13 protein-coding genes and 1 pseudogene are annotated in these 14092 nt (G+C 59.9%); 13 read left to right on the top strand and 1 reads right to left on the bottom strand.

The features are described 5' to 3' along the window. The first annotated feature begins 74 nt into the window (after positions 1-74). Complete coding sequence (locus tag NZ453_RS06800) at positions 75-512, top strand: SH3 domain-containing protein (protein ID WP_263769716.1); 438 nt, start codon at positions 75-77, stop codon at positions 510-512. A 2-nt stretch (positions 513-514) separates the two neighbouring features. Then, positions 515-1507 (top strand): NAD(P)H-dependent glycerol-3-phosphate dehydrogenase, encoded by a 993-nt coding sequence (locus NZ453_RS06795; RefSeq protein WP_263769715.1) that lies wholly within the window; start codon positions 515-517, stop codon positions 1505-1507. 70 nt (positions 1508-1577) lie between these two features. Here NZ453_RS06795 and trmL read toward each other — a convergent pair whose 3' ends face one another. Beyond that, on the bottom strand, positions 1578-2042 hold the full coding sequence (trmL, locus tag NZ453_RS06790; protein ID WP_263769714.1) for a tRNA (uridine(34)/cytosine(34)/5-carboxymethylaminomethyluridine(34)-2'-O)-methyltransferase TrmL: 465 nt from the start codon (positions 2040-2042) through the stop codon (positions 1578-1580). Positions 2043-2131: 89 nt separating this feature from the next. Here trmL and NZ453_RS06785 point away from each other — a divergent pair, with 89 nt between their 5' ends. The 11 genes and pseudogenes from NZ453_RS06785 to NZ453_RS06740 all read left to right on the top strand — a co-directional run bounded on the left by NZ453_RS06785 (position 2132) and on the right by NZ453_RS06740 (position 14063). Further along, a complete protein-coding gene (locus tag NZ453_RS06785) occupies positions 2132-3838 on the top strand; it encodes a GspE/PulE family protein (protein ID WP_263769712.1) in 1707 nt (568 codons plus the stop codon). 31 nt (positions 3839-3869) lie between these two features. Continuing rightward, positions 3870-5099, top strand: coding sequence for a type II secretion system F family protein (locus tag NZ453_RS06780; protein WP_263769710.1), 1230 nt, complete (start codon positions 3870-3872; stop codon positions 5097-5099). After that, positions 5096-5635: a hypothetical protein gene (locus NZ453_RS06775; protein WP_263769709.1), complete on the top strand. Its 540-nt coding sequence runs from the start codon at positions 5096-5098 to the stop codon at positions 5633-5635. Before NZ453_RS06780 ends, NZ453_RS06775 begins: the two co-directional genes overlap by 4 nt. A 75-nt stretch (positions 5636-5710) precedes the next feature. Next, positions 5711-6175: a prepilin-type N-terminal cleavage/methylation domain-containing protein gene (locus NZ453_RS21900; RefSeq protein WP_275983099.1), complete on the top strand. Its 465-nt coding sequence runs from the start codon at positions 5711-5713 to the stop codon at positions 6173-6175. A gap of 50 nt (positions 6176-6225) precedes the next feature. Continuing rightward, positions 6226-6672: a type II secretion system protein gene (locus NZ453_RS21895; protein ID WP_275983098.1), complete on the top strand. Its 447-nt coding sequence runs from the start codon at positions 6226-6228 to the stop codon at positions 6670-6672. A gap of 44 nt (positions 6673-6716) precedes the next feature. After that, the gene (locus NZ453_RS06760; protein WP_263769708.1) at positions 6717-7187 is read left to right on the top strand and encodes a prepilin-type N-terminal cleavage/methylation domain-containing protein; all 471 of its coding nucleotides are present in this window, start codon (positions 6717-6719) and stop codon (positions 7185-7187) included. Beyond that, a pseudogene (locus NZ453_RS22150) lies at positions 7171-7254 on the top strand (prepilin-type N-terminal cleavage/methylation domain-containing protein); the annotation flags it as partial. The gene NZ453_RS06760 and the pseudogene NZ453_RS22150, both read left to right, overlap by 17 nt. A gap of 30 nt (positions 7255-7284) precedes the next feature. After that, complete coding sequence (locus tag NZ453_RS06755; RefSeq protein ID WP_420851617.1) at positions 7285-7731, top strand: type II secretion system protein; 447 nt, start codon at positions 7285-7287, stop codon at positions 7729-7731. 6 nt (positions 7732-7737) lie between these two features. Next, entirely contained in the window at positions 7738-8544 is an 807-nt protein-coding gene (locus NZ453_RS06750; RefSeq protein WP_263769706.1) for a prepilin-type N-terminal cleavage/methylation domain-containing protein, read from the top strand. Further along, complete coding sequence (locus NZ453_RS06745; RefSeq protein WP_263769705.1) at positions 8541-9080, top strand: pilus assembly PilX N-terminal domain-containing protein; 540 nt, start codon at positions 8541-8543, stop codon at positions 9078-9080. The genes NZ453_RS06750 and NZ453_RS06745 overlap by 4 nt, the downstream gene beginning before the upstream one ends. Before the next feature lie 645 nt (positions 9081-9725). Beyond that, a complete protein-coding gene (locus NZ453_RS06740; RefSeq protein WP_263769704.1) occupies positions 9726-14063 on the top strand; it encodes a DUF6701 domain-containing protein in 4338 nt (1445 codons plus the stop codon). The last annotated feature ends 29 nt before the right edge of the window (positions 14064-14092 follow it).

Below are 14092 nucleotides of genomic sequence, written 5' to 3'. Positions count from 1 at the left end.
CGGGTCCGATTGTGATGGTCCGGGGCGAGGGACTCCCACCGGACGGGACGTCGAAACCAAGAGGAGTGCTGAAGATGAAGCGGCTATTGATCCTGTCGCTCGTGGCGGCGGCTTATTCCTTGCCAGCCAGTGCCATCGAATACCGCACGGTCGATGCTCCGACGGTTCTTTACGACACGCCCTCGCAACGGGGCACCAAGCTTTTCGTCATCAAGCGCGATACCCCCGTCGAAGTCGTGGTCAATCTTGAAGGCTGGTGCAAGGTCCGCGACGCCGAAGGCGGGTTGGCGTGGATCGAACGCAAGTTTCTCGCGGATCGTCGCTCGGTGATCGTTACAGCGGAGCGTGCGGAAATCCGCCAGAAACCGGAAGAAGGCGCCCCGGTGGCCTTCGAAGCCGAAAAGAACGTCTCGCTCGATTATCTGGAGACGGCATTGGGCGGATGGGTGAAAGTACACCATCAAGACGGGCAGACGGGGTTCGTGCGCGCCAACCAGATCTGGGGCATCTAGGTTTGAATCTAACGATAATCGGCGCCGGAGCGTGGGGCACGGCGCTGGCGATTACCTTTGCACCGCGCCATCGCACCGTGTTGTGGACGCGCGAAGACGACGTTACGCGCACGATGCTTTCTGAGCGCGAAAATCGGCGCTTTTTCCCTGGCTATTCCCTGCCCGAGTCCTTGATCATCGCTGACGATTTCGACTCAGCCATCTCCAGCGCGGATCTCGTCATTCTTGCAACGCCGCTGGTCGGCTTCCGCGCGTCGGTGCGCCGGCTGCGGGCTTCACACCGAGCAAAGCCGGTGTTGTGGGTCTGCAAAGGTTTCGAAGCGGATACCGCCAAGCTACCGCATCAGATCGTGGCCGAAGAACTGGGTCCTGATGCACTCTATGGCGCGCTGACCGGACCAAGCTTTGCGGAAGAAGTGGCCAAGGGGTTGCCGACGGCAGTCACGCTGGCCGCGAACAACGCCGATTTCGCTCGGCGGTCGGCACTCGAACTGCACAGTCCACGGCTACGCATTTACGCCAACGACGATCTGGCCGGCGTCGAGGTGGGCGGCGCGGTGAAGAACGTCATGGCTATCGCAACGGGGATTTGCGATGGCCTTGGTTTCGGGCATAACGCGCGTGCCGCCCTGATGACGCGTGGGTTGGCGGAAATTGCTCGCCTGGGTGTCGCGCTCGGTGGGCAAGCGGCCACATTCATGGGCCTGGCCGGCATGGGCGACCTGGTGCTTACTTGCACAGGCGATCTCTCGCGCAACCGCCGGGTCGGGCTGGCGCTGGCGACGGGCAAGAAACTTCCTGAAATCCTTGCTGACCTGGGACACGTGGCCGAGGGCGTTAGCACCGCCCGCGAAGTTGCCCGGCTGGCGCGCGAACTCGGGATCGATATGCCGATTACGCAAGCCGTCGACGCCATTCTTCACGCCGACGTGCCCGCGTGGGACGCGGTTGACGCCCTGCTTAGTCGCGATCCGAAATCGGAAAACGGGCTGTAGACCCGCCGCTTGCCCAACCGTGTCGTGTTCTCTGACACGGTTCTGGCCGCGGCTCCCGCGCCGGTCAGCTTTACACCCCTCCGTCAAATCCCTGCTGACGCCACGCTTCAAATACGGTGACGGCTACCGCATTCGACAGGTTGAGGCTTCGCTGCCCTTCACGCATTGGCAGTCTTAGGCGGTGCTCATCGTCAAATTCGCCAAAAACCGCTGCCGGCAAGCCGCTCGTCTCGCGTCCGAAAACGAAGACATCGTCGGGATCGAACGTCACCGTGTGGTAATGGCGACCGCCTTTCGTCGTCATTGCGAAACGCCTCCGTCCTGTGAGGGCGGCGAGGCAGGTCTCCCAATCGCGGTGCCGGAAAACGCGGGCAAACTCGTGGTAATCGAGTCCCGCCCGCTTCAGCGAACGATCTTCCCAGCGGAAGCCGAGTGGTTCCACGAGGTGCAGTTCCGTCCCCGTGTTGGCGCACAAGCGGATCACATTGCCGGTGTTCGGTGGAATCTCAGGCTGAAACAGGACAACTGCGACCAATGAGTTCTCCAAAAATGCGGTTTGTTCACCAAGGATCGGCTAAAATCAGCCAATTAGCGTAGTTACTTCAAAAGTTGCTGGAGCTTTCCATGGCGCGGCCGGAAAAGATTCGCCTCGGCGATCTGCTCATCCAACAAGGCCTGCTCACCGAAGAGCAGTTGAAATTCGCACTGGAAGAGCAAAAACGCAGCGGCCGTAAGCTCGGGCGTATTGTCGTCGATAGTTCGTTCGTAACGGAAGAGGCCATTTCCCAGGCCCTTGCCCGCCAGTTGCGGGCGCCCTACGTCGATCTGCGACACTTCAATCCCAAACCGGAACTCATCAACCTGCTGCCCGAGGCACAGGCTCGGCGTTTCCGAGCGGTCGTCCTCGAAGAGATCGACGGCCGCTTGCGCGTCGGGTTCGTCGATCCCACCGACTTGCAGGCCTACGACGACATCTTCCGTCTGCTGCGGCGGGAAATCGATCTCGCCGTCGTGGCCGAGAGCCAGTTGCTTGGCCTCGTCGACCGGGTGTATCGGCGCACGGAGGAGATCAGTGGCCTCGCCAAGGAGCTGACTGAAGACCTGGGCGACGTTCCGGTCGAGTTCGGCGACTTGCTGGGAACTACGACGGGGGCCGAGGAGGCTCCGGTCGTCAAGCTCTTGCAGACCGTGTTTGAGGAAGCCGTGCGTTCGCGTGCCTCGGACATCCACTTTGAGCCGCAGGACCGTTCGCTACGCGTCCGCTTCCGCATCGACGGCGTGCTGCACGTGCAAATGGAGGCCGATTCGAAGATTGCCTCGGCCTTGGCTCTGCGCCTGAAACTGATGTCCGGTCTGGACATTTCGGAGAAACGGCTACCGCAAGACGGGCGGTTCGCGATCAAGGTCCGTAACTCCATGGTAGACGTCCGCATCTCCACGATGCCGACGCAGTTCGGCGAATCGGTCGTGATGCGGCTGCTCAATCAGAACACGGGCCTGCTGTCGCTCGACCGTCTCAACATGCCGCCACGAACGCTTGATCGCCTGCGGCGGGCCGTGGGCCGCCCGAGCGGTATGGTGCTGGTGACCGGGCCGACGGGGAGCGGGAAGACAACCACACTGTACGCGGCGCTCTCCGAGCTAAACACAACCGAAAAGAAGATCATCACGGTCGAGGATCCGGTCGAGTATCGCTTGCCCGGCATCAATCAGGTACAGGTGCATGAGAAGATCGACCTGTCGTTCGAACGCGTGCTGCGTTCCGCCTTACGTCAGGACCCGGACATCGTGCTCGTCGGCGAAATGCGTGACCAAACGACGGCGGAAATCGGGATGCGGGCGGCTATCACCGGCCACATGGTGCTGTCCACCCTGCATACCAACGACGTCATCTCGACGCCGATCCGCCTGCTCGACATGGGCGTGCCCCGTTATATGGTCGCGTTGTCGCTGCAGCTCGTTCTTGCCCAGCGCCTTGTACGCGTGATTTGTGAGAATTGCGCCGAGCCATATGCGCCGCTTCCGCATGAACGCGAATGGCTACGCTATGAACTCGGCGATACTGTCGATCAGCGTCGCTATATGCAGGGTCGCGGTTGTGCCCATTGCGGCGGAACCGGCTACGCGGGCCGTACAGGCGTATATGAAATGCTCGAAATGACCAACGAGGTCGTCGAATCGATCAACAGCGACGATACGGCGGCATTCGTGCAAGTGGCGAGAAAGCAAATGGCGGGGGAGACGCTTCGTCGTGACGCCGTGCGGCTGGTCGTAAAAGGCCGTACCACGATCGAGGAAGCGATGCGCATCAGCAACCAGTTCGAGGATTGACGGGTTGTGAGCGAATTAAGTGGGGGAATGAATGCCGGCGTTCGCCTATAAGGCGCGAGACGGCGGGAGCCGGCTGGTCGAGGGCGTGCTCGAGGGGGCAACGTCGGGTGCCGTCGTGGACGTGCTGCGCGGCCAGGGACTGACGCCTGTCGAGATCAAGGAGGCGCCGGCCAAGACACGCGAGAAGGCGGCGAGCTTCAACGTTACGCTCTTCAAGCAGCGCGTCTCGCACATCGATCTTCTCCTCTTCAGCCGTCAGATGCACACGTTGCTCAAGGCCGGCGTACCGATCATGCGCGCCTTGAGCGGCCTGCAGGACGCGGCGATCAACCCGGAGATGAAACGCGTCATCGGCGAGATCCGGGAGAGCCTCGAAGCCGGTCGCGAACTCTCGCAGGCGATGGCTCGGCATCCGCGCGTCTTTTCCCCCTTCTACCTATCGATGGTGCGCGTCGGCGAGGCGACGGGCCTGCTCGAAGAAATCTTCCTACGTCTGTTCGAACACCTGGAGTTCGAACGGTACATGCGCGAACAAGTAAAGTCGGCGCTCCGTTACCCGATGTTCGTCGTGCTGGCCATGGCCGTAGCCATCGTCGTCGTCAATATCTGGGTCATCCCGGCTTTTGCCAAGGTGTTTGCCGGCTTCGGGGCCGAACTGCCGCTGATGACTCGCGTGCTGCTCGGCTTCTCTAACTTCATGGTGAACTACTGGCCAGCACTGATCGGCATCGTGGCGGTTGCCGTCGGCGCTTTCCGCGCGTGGGTTGGCACTACGCGTGGCCGCTACGACTGGGACCGCATCGCCTTGCGGATTCCGATCGCGGGCAAGATTCTGCACAAGGCAGCCCTCTCGCGTTTTGCACGCAGTTTTTCGCTCGGCATTCGCAGTGGCGTTCCGGTCATGCAGGCACTCTCGAATTCCGCGCAGACGGTGGACAACGCCTACGTTTCCCGGTGCATCGAGGGCATGCGCGAAAATGTCGAGCGCGGCGAGAGCTTGCTCCGGGCGACGATCAGTTCGGGCATCTTCACGCCGGTCGTCCTGCAGATGGTCGCAGTCGGCGAAGAGTCTGGTGCGGTCGACGACATGATGGAAGAAATCGGCGACATGTACCGGCAGGAAGTCGAGTACGAGCTCAAGACATTGAGCCAGCAGATCGAGCCGATTCTGATTGTTTTGCTCGGCATCATGGTGCTGATTCTGGCCCTCGGCATCTTCCTGCCGATGTGGGATTTGGGGAAGGTGGCGATCAAGCGATGACGCCCCACGAGGCCCGTGGACTCGGGTACTATGCGGCCTCGCGATGGCTGCACGGGGCTGTAGCTGGGGTGTTGCTTGTGTTGCTGATGCTCGGTTTGCTCAGGGCGCTTGAAGACGCCAAGGCGCAGGCCGAACGACAGGTGGTTGAATTGACGGTGCGCAACATGCGCACGGGGCTGCAGCTCGCGATGGGTGAAGCGCTGATGCAGCAACGCGAACATGAAATTGCCTCCTGGGTCGGCAGCAATCCGATCCAGTGGCTGGGGACGCCGCCCGCCGGTTACCAAGGCGAGTGTGGCAGGTTCGAAGGTCGAGCGCTGGAACAAGGGGGCTGGTGCTTCGATAAGGGGGAACACCAACTTTATTATCGTCCGCGGAATGCGGGGCTCAGCGATGAGAAGGGTGCTGCGTGCGACCGCTTGAGCTGGCGGGTGGCCCGGAGCGACAAGCGCGGTTCCGACGCGAAAGACGGTAGTTTTGCTGGATTAAGAATCCAGCCTGCTGCTTCTTGTGTTTGGGTGCAGGTGAGGGATTGAAAAACAGGTAAATGAATGGCGTATTCGTGCCGTTATAACAGGTCTGTGTATGCGCGTTTTTTGGAGGGAAGTTCAATGAAGAATAACAGGGGTTTTACTCTTATCGAGTTAATCGTGGTTATTACGATACTCGGCATTCTTGCGGCAATAGCTCTACCGAAGTTCGCGGCAATGCAGGCGGACGCTAGGTTGGCAAAAATGAATGGTGCGCTGGGTTCAGTAAAGGGGGCCGCGGCGATGGCGCACGGTTTGCTTATTGCGCGGGGGTTTAACGCTAACTTTACGGGCACACCTACGCCGAACATCACCATCGAAGGGACCACGGTTGTTTACGCTAACGGTTACCCAGACGCTTCGGTGATTGCGACATTGGCGGGCATCTCTACGCCTGACTACGCGGTGCCGGCGGCAGCTGCCACAACCCAAGAGATTCAACCTGACTCAAGCCATGGGACTTGCTCTTTCATCTATACCGAGGCGGCGGTAGACAACCAGCCAACGTACAACATTACCGGGTTGACCCTGGACAATTGTTCATAGCGTTAGGCGCGATATTCGGGTAATTATTTCTTCCTTCTGGGGGTGGACAAATGAAATCGAAGCAGCAGGGTTTTACGCTTATTGAGTTGGTTGTAGTCATCGTTATTCTTGGGATTCTGGCGGCGACCGCTTTGCCGCGATTTGTTGACCTGACAGGTGATGCGCGGACAGCCGCGGTACAGGGGTTTGCAGGTGCAATAAACGGAGGAAATTCCCTCAATTATTCAACGTATTTGGCGCGCAGAACGGTAACGGATGGGTCCGTTGTTACACCGACCCCCGCCGGCGGGCAAGCGGTTGTTGATACGACAGGTGGGTGTAGTCTTGCGACGGCAAATGCGCTATTGCAGCAGCAGATGCCAGTGACAAATCCTACTTATCAAGTGACAACAGCGGCCGCCGCATTGGCGGTGGGCGCTAATGTCGTTTGCACATTGCGCGCAGGGACTGCTGCAGGCGATCCGACCGCTACATTTACGCTTACCGGGGCCAGATAACTCCTCCAACTGAGGAGGATGGTTTTTCCCCAGGGTGAGCAATAGTGGCAATCCGCGTATCTGAGCGCGCAGTTTCTGTTGGTTTTACGTTGGTCGAGTTAGTCGTCACACTTGTGGTTGTTGGTATTCTGGCGGTGACTGCTCTGCCTCGTTTTGCTAGCCAACCCGAGTTTGACGCGCGTGGATTCTTCGATGCCACCGTTTCGATCCTGCGTTACGCGCAGAAGTCCGCAGTAGCGCAGCGGCGGGAAGTTTGCGTAGTATTTGGCGCGAATCCCGCAGTTGCGCTCTCCGTCGCGAGTGCCTTCGGCGGTGCCTGTAATACACCGGTCACCGGACCAGATGGAGGCACTCCGTACGTGGTTCCGGCTCGTGGCGGCTTTACTGCGCCACCGATTAACTTTAGTTTTCTGCCATCGGGAGAAGCCTCGTTCGGGCAGAACATCACTGTAACAAATCTAGCGGGGCGATCGATCACCGTAGTGGCGGCGACGGGTTATGTGCAAGAGAATTAGCAGGCGGCAGGCTGGGCTGACGCTAATCGAGCTAATTGTCTTCATAATAATTATTAGCGTCGGTCTGGCCGGTATCCTCGTTACTTACGATACGGTAGTGCGACACAGCGCCGATCCAATGGTGCGCAAGCAAGCGCTCGCAATCGCCGAGTCATTGTTGCTTGAAATCGAGCAGCAGCCGTTTACCTGGTGCGATCCGCAGGACGAGAAGGCGGCGACCGCCGTCGGTTCTGGTGATTGCACGACGAGTCAAAGCAGCCTCGCAGGGCCTTCTCCGGCGGGCGAGGCACGCGGAAGCCTGACTAATCCCTTCGACAACGTAGCCGATTACGGCGGTTTGAATGGGGCGGCCACCGATCTGAATGGCAACGGGCTGGCGGGCTACACCGTCGATGTGGCCATCACGGAGGCTGGCGGCGTGGCGCCTTTTGCCGACATGCCGGCCGGCGCGATGCTACGCATTGCGGTGACGGTGATGGGCCGCGGAGAGAACGTCACCCTGGTGGGTTACCGGGCGCGTTACGCCCCCAATGCCGCGGGATAACCCACCATGACGAGAGGACGGCGGCAATCCGGATTTACACTGGTCGAGGCGATTGTCGTCATCGTCATCACGGGCATCGTCGCTGGAACAGTGGCGGTCTTTATCCGACCGGCGATGGACGCCTACACCGATTCGACCCGCCGTGCGGCGCTGACGGACGAAGCCGATACCGCCGCCCGGCGGATCGCCCGCGACCTTCAAGCCGCCTTGCCCAACAGCGTGCGCATTCTCGACGCGGCCGGTACGCAGCTCGTTTTTATCCCGGTGCACGATGCTGGTCGGTATCGTGCGGAGATCGGCGATACGGCGGCCCCCGGTAATCCCCTGGATTTCACCGTTGTCGATACGGCGTTCGACGTATTGGGCCCGCCTGTGACGGTGAACAAGGGGGATAGCCTCGTCGTCTACAACCTCGGCATCCCCGGGGCCGATGCCTACGATTGGCCGCTCACCAACCGACGCGTTGCGCTGACGGGGGGCAACACGGTGACGATCGCTTCTGCGGATGTCCTTCGGTTTCCCTCGCCGGGGCAGCGCTTCCAGATCGTCGGCGCTCCGATCGGATATGAATGTGCTGATGGCACCGTACGGCGATACGTTGCAAACGGTTTCCCGACCACGGGGATGACTTTTGCGGATCTCTTTCCCGGGATCACCCCTGACGTTTTGGTTTCCCATGTCACCGCGTGCAACTTTGCCGATACGGTGGGCGCTTTGCAGCACAACGGGTTGGTTTCAATTCGGCTGACGTTAACGCGAGGCGATGAGTCGGTCACGCTACTGCATCAGGTCAACGTGGATAACGTGCCATGAAGCGGCGTATCGAGCACACGAAAAGGAGGCGATCCGATGGCGGTTTTGCGCTACCCAGCGCGATTTTCCTGCTCGTGATCCTGGCTGGACTGGCCGCATTTCTCGCACGTGTTTCGACGACGCAAAGCGTGACGTCGGCGCAGGACATCCAAGGTACGCGGGCGTATCAGGCGGCGCGCGCAGGAATCGAGTGGGGACTTTACCGGGTACTCGATCCGATCAATGCATCCGCCGTGACACCGGGAGATGCCAAATGGCCGAACATGCCGGATTGCGCTGCCGGGGTTCTGGCAATCGAAGGTTTTACTGTGACCGTTGTCTGCTCTCGGTTTCCTGCCGGAGCCGCCGGAGCCGGGGGGCCGCCCGTCTACTTGGAAAGCGGCAATACGCGTTCGGTGATCGTCTACCGGTTGACGGCCACGGCCGCCGGCCCCGGGAATGTAGGTAGCCCGCATTACGTCGAGCGTGAAATCTCGGCGACGGTGGCAAAGTGCCGGAGCCGCGATGGCGAGGCGCCGGCGTATGCGTGTCCGTGAGGAGCGGGTATGAAAAGCGAACTCCTTAGTAAGTTTGGCCGCTTTCTTGTCAGCTTATCGGCTCAACGTCCGGCACGCGCCAAACGACGGTTTGCCGCCGCTGTGGCCATGGGAGCGATGCTCGTTTTTGCTTTCGCTACCTCATCGGCATTTGCTTTGACCGTTGAGCGGACTCCAACGAATTGCGTAAACGATTCGACGGTCGGGACTCGACCCTGGAATAGCCCTGAGCGTGCTCGGCAGAGTGACAATAGTTACGCCTTTGCTCAATTATTCAGCGGGGCAACAAGCAATTATCTCCGTTGTACTGACTTCGGTTTTTCCATCCTTCCTGTCTGGGCGACGATCAACGGCATCACGGTCAAGGTTGAGCGGTTGTACGCCAGTGGGCAGAACAATCCGAAACCACTTGATTCTGAAGTTCGGTTGATCAAAGCATCCGCCATTGTGGGTTCCAACGGGGCGACATCTACGATCTACACAACCGCGGACGTTGTTGAGGCACACGGTGGCGCGAACTCTCTTTGGGGTACTACCTGGAAGCCTGCAGAGATCAACGGTTCCGCATTCGGAGTGGTGTTCGCGACGCGTGCGCCGATGAACGGGAGCGGGACCCCGACAGTGGGGGTGGATGCTATCAGTATCATGGTTGATTACGTGGTACCGGAGAGGAATTGCGTCTCCGTTGCCTCGGGCAACTGGAGCGCCGCGGCAACATGGAATTGTGGGGACAGCGACGGGCCTCCGATCGCTACGGACAACGCGACGATCAACAACGATACCGTCACGCTCGATACGGATGCGACCGTTGCTTCCCTGACCATCAACTCTGGGGCGCTGCGGCAAGGCGGAATTGCTGCACGCACTCTCGCAGTGACCGGAAACCTGACGAGTTCAGGCGCGGTGGCCGACAATGGGGCCAGCGGCAGCCTGGCGATCTCCGTCGGTGGCGACCTCACCATCAACGGCGCGTCGTTCCTCGCCGATACGTTAACGGTGTCCGCCAACACGACGACCAATGCCGCGCTTACGGTGAACGGCACCTTCAACGTCGGGGGAAACGTCACCAACAATTCGGCGGCGTTTACAGTCGGTTCGCTCGTCTTCACCAAGTCTGGATCGCAGTCGGCAACGTTTTACGGAACCTCGACGACGATAACGGACTTTACAGTCAATACCGGTAGCACGGTAACGAGTAACGCTTCTTCGACACTGAACCTCAAGGGCAACCTGACCAACAACGGAACAATCAGTCTGCCTTCGACATCGTGGATCTTCAACGGAAGCTCGTTGCAACGGGTGACGGGCTCCAGCGATACAACGTTTGCCAACCTGACGCTCAATAACGTCAGCGGTCTCCTTCTCGCCCGCAACGTGACCGTGACGGGCACGCTGACCTTGAGTCGCGGGCTCGTCACCACGGGCTCCTATATCCTTACCGTCGGCGGAAACTGTCCGACCTCGGTCGCGGGCGGAGACAGCGACAGTTTCGTTAATGGCAACCTGCGATTAACGTTCCCGGCGTGGGGCGTGACGTGTACTTATCCCGTCGGTACGGCGACGGCTTACGCACCGATCTCTCTGACCATTCCCTGGTTTAACGGAATTACGGGCGGTACCCTGACCGGCCGTACCGACAACGGTGAGCACCCGCAGGTTGCGACCTCGGGCATTCAGTCGTCGCTCGATGTGAACCGCTATTGGACGCTCGGAGCAAGCGGCGACATGATGTCATCGTTACCAAGTGGCGGAAGCTATTCGGCGACTTTTGCATTCCTCGCTGGGGACGTCGACACAGGGGCCACGATTGCGAAATTCAAGACCGTTCGTTACTCCGGCAGCGTTTGGTCGATCCCAGCGGGATCAGCGACGGAGAACTCGCCGTCAGCGACGGGCGGGACAGCGACTTTCCCGGGAACGACGGCATTCGGTAGTTTCGCGGTTGGCACGATCGCCCCCGTCGTCCGCTTGACGAAGACAGCGAGTGCCGCATCCGCGGTGGTCGGTGACGTCATCACGTTCACTATCTCAGTGAGCAATCCGTCGGCGGATACGCTCTCGAACGTCGTCGTTTCGGACGTTCTTCCGGCTGGGATGAGTTACTCGACGCATGCCGCCACGCTCGGTTCCGTGGCTCAGTCCGGGCAGAACATTGCGTGGACCATTCCCTCGATGGCTTCAGGAGCTACTGCGCAGATGACACTTGCGGTGTCTCTCAACGCTCAGGGTACATTGACAAACACAGTGACATCGCCGGGCGCAAACTCGGCCAGTGCCTCGATTCTCGTCCTCGCCGGAGCGAGAACGCACTTCCGCCTGGACGAACCTGCTGGATCCTGGACGGGATCCGCAGGGGAAATCATCGACAGCGGCGGTACAGCGTTGCATGGGCAACGTCGAACGACAACCAACCCGACCGCGACTAACGCCGTCATCCCGTCGCCCACCATCGATTCTCTCTATCCCTCGGTCGTCGGCGGTTTCTGCAATGCCGGTCGCTTCGACGGAAACGCCGTCATCAGCGTCGCCCGTAATGCGCAGTTCGATTACACCAGCCAGCTCTCTGCATCGGCCTGGATTTACCCAACGGCGCTGCCATCCGAAATGGCGTCGATCCTGTCCAACGACGTCAACTATGAGTTCCACCTCAACTCCAGCGGCAAACTCTATTGGTGGTGGAATTCGTCGACTCTGACGTCAGCGGCGACGATTCCACTCAATACGTGGACGCATATTGCGATCACGTTCAGTTCCGCCAGCGGAGCCGGCCGGCAGAAGATCTACATCAATGGGGTTCCGGACGCGAACACGAACAATTGGACCGGTACGCTCGCCGCCAACTCCTGCCCGTTCTATATCGGAGGGGACATCTCGACGAACTCGAACTGTACCCTGCTGCCGGCGCGGAATTTCCGCGGCATGATCGACGAAGTGAAGCTGTACAAATACGAACTGAGTGCTGCCGAAGTTCAGGCCGATATGAATCTCGGCCGCAATTGCTCGGGCACGTTCGACCATATCCGCATCGAGCACGACGGCGTTGCGTCGGTCTGCGCGCCCGAAACGGTCATCGTGAAGGCATGTTTCAACGAAGATTGCTCCACGCTTTACACTGGGGACGTTACGGTCCGCCTGTCGCCTTCGGGATGGATTGGTGGCGATACTTTTACATTCTCCGGTGGGGTCACGTCGCGACAGCTGAGCTACGCAACGGCCGGTGACGTAACGCTCGGAATGGTGAGCGTTTCCCCTGCACCCGGTAAAACCGCGCCCCGCTGTTTCAAAGGAAGTACCGAAACATGCACCATTAACTTCGCCTCCTCATCGTGTTCCTTCGACGCGGTTGAGCCGGGGGCGGCTCCGCAAACACGGCTTTTCACCAAGCTTGCGGGCGTTCCGTTCAATGTGGATGTCCTTGCGCTTACTTCCCCTTCCACCGTGAACACCGGCTACACGGGAACCGTCAACGTCGATCTCGTCGATGCGTCGTCGTCGGCCTGCCCAACCGGGGCCGGGTTAACGTCAACCAACCCGATTACGTACGCCGCGGGGAACGCCGGACGTAAGACTGTGCAGTTCACCTACGTCAATGCAGCACGCAACGTGCGCGTTCGCGCGAAGGTTGGCTCATCCGCGCCGGCATGCTCGACCGACAGCTTCGCGGTCCGGCCGAGCGGCTTTACCAGCGTCACCTCGAGCGCTTCTGCCGATGGCTCTGGCGTCAGCGCGACGGCGACGCCCGTGGTGAAGACGGAAACCGCATTTACGCTTTCCGCGAATTCGGGTGTTCCGGGATACGATGGAAAGCCGACGGTCAATCCTTCGCTGATCGAATGGCCTGGCGTGCCATCGGGAGGGCGGTCAGCGCCTGGAACGGGCACGCTTGCCGGAAGCTTTTCCAACACAGCGAACGGTGCGTCGGGAAACAACGCCAACGGCAGCTTCACCTACGACGAAGTCGGCTATTTCCGATTCAGGGTGAATGGCGTTTTCGACGACTCGTTCGTCGCCGATTCAGGCGACAAGCTCGGCGGAGATTGCGTCGTAGGCAATTTCTCGAACACTTTGAACGGTCAAGGCAAGTACGGTTGCAATTTCGGCAACACGGTCGAGACGGCGCATTTCGGCCGATTCATCCCGGATCACTTCGATACGGCCGTAACGCAGGGCTGCGACGCCGGTGGTTTCTCCTACTCTGGCCAGCCGTTTCAACTACAAGTCACGGCAAAGAACGGGAGTGGGGGAACGACGCAGAACTACACCGCTGCATTTGCCAAGGTAGTGACTTTGATGGCCCGGAACGAAGGGGATACCGAGAATAATCCTGGCCCTGGAGCTCTTTCTCCGAATACGATTCAGAACACGAAATTCAATGCGGGGGTCGGGAGTGCGCGGCCGAGCTATACCTTTACCAATCGGCAAACGCCCGAGACGAACGTACGTCTTCGCGCTCTGGATACGGACGGTGTTACCTCGTTGCGTACGCTGCCTTCGTCAACGGTCGAGGGAACGACCAAAGTCCGGAGTGGCCGCGTGAGGCTGGGCAACGCGTACGGTTCCGAGCTTCTCGACCTGCCTGTCGTTTTCAGGACCGAGTTCTGGAATGGAAGTGGGTGGGTTCTCAACACGGCTGACAGCTGCACTGGCAACGTGGACCTTGATCCGAATAACGCGGTAAGCGTGGGGCTAACCAACTCACCCGGTACTCTGCCCACCTGCGTTCGCGATAGCCTCCCGGCATTGAGCGGGGGGGCTGCGTGCGCAACAGCTGCGCCAATGCCCCGCCGTTTCCGGGAAGGAGCGACAACGTCCGTGGGCTTCGCCGGCGACTTCAATCTCTGGCTCGCTGCGCCGGGAGCGAACAACTTCGGAACGGCGAAAATCACGGCCACGGTACCGAGTTGGTTTGGACCGGTTCCGGATGCGATGGCGGCTTTCGGTCGCTACAAAACGCCACTGATCTACCGGCGCGAGAACTTCTGATGATTCGTGAAAAAAGGCGTTGTTGCCGG

The organism is Propionivibrio soli (genome assembly GCF_025770765.1).
In the GTDB taxonomy this organism is placed as follows: Bacteria; Pseudomonadota; Gammaproteobacteria; order Burkholderiales; family Rhodocyclaceae; genus Propionivibrio; species Propionivibrio soli.
The sequence above is the reverse complement of the archived record's forward strand: the minus strand, read 5'-3'. Positions and strand labels throughout refer to the sequence as shown.

Excerpts from the sequence above, each read along its gene's own strand:
- NZ453_RS06780 (WP_263769710.1), top strand. The coding sequence starts at position 3,870 with ATGCCGGCGTTCGCCTATAAGGCGCGAGACGGCGGGAGCCGGCTGGTC.
- NZ453_RS21900 (WP_275983099.1), top strand. The coding sequence starts at position 5,711 with ATGAAGAATAACAGGGGTTTTACTCTTATCGAGTTAATCGTGGTTATT.
- NZ453_RS06775 (WP_263769709.1), top strand. The coding sequence starts at position 5,096 with ATGACGCCCCACGAGGCCCGTGGACTCGGGTACTATGCGGCCTCGCGA.
- NZ453_RS06785 (WP_263769712.1), top strand. The coding sequence starts at position 2,132 with ATGGCGCGGCCGGAAAAGATTCGCCTCGGCGATCTGCTCATCCAACAA.
- NZ453_RS06800 (WP_263769716.1), top strand. The coding sequence starts at position 75 with ATGAAGCGGCTATTGATCCTGTCGCTCGTGGCGGCGGCTTATTCCTTG.
- NZ453_RS21895 (WP_275983098.1), top strand. The coding sequence starts at position 6,226 with ATGAAATCGAAGCAGCAGGGTTTTACGCTTATTGAGTTGGTTGTAGTC.
- NZ453_RS06745 (WP_263769705.1), top strand. The coding sequence starts at position 8,541 with ATGAAGCGGCGTATCGAGCACACGAAAAGGAGGCGATCCGATGGCGGT.
- NZ453_RS06740 (WP_263769704.1), top strand. The coding sequence starts at position 9,726 with ATGGTTGATTACGTGGTACCGGAGAGGAATTGCGTCTCCGTTGCCTCG.
- NZ453_RS06750 (WP_263769706.1), top strand. The coding sequence starts at position 7,738 with ATGACGAGAGGACGGCGGCAATCCGGATTTACACTGGTCGAGGCGATT.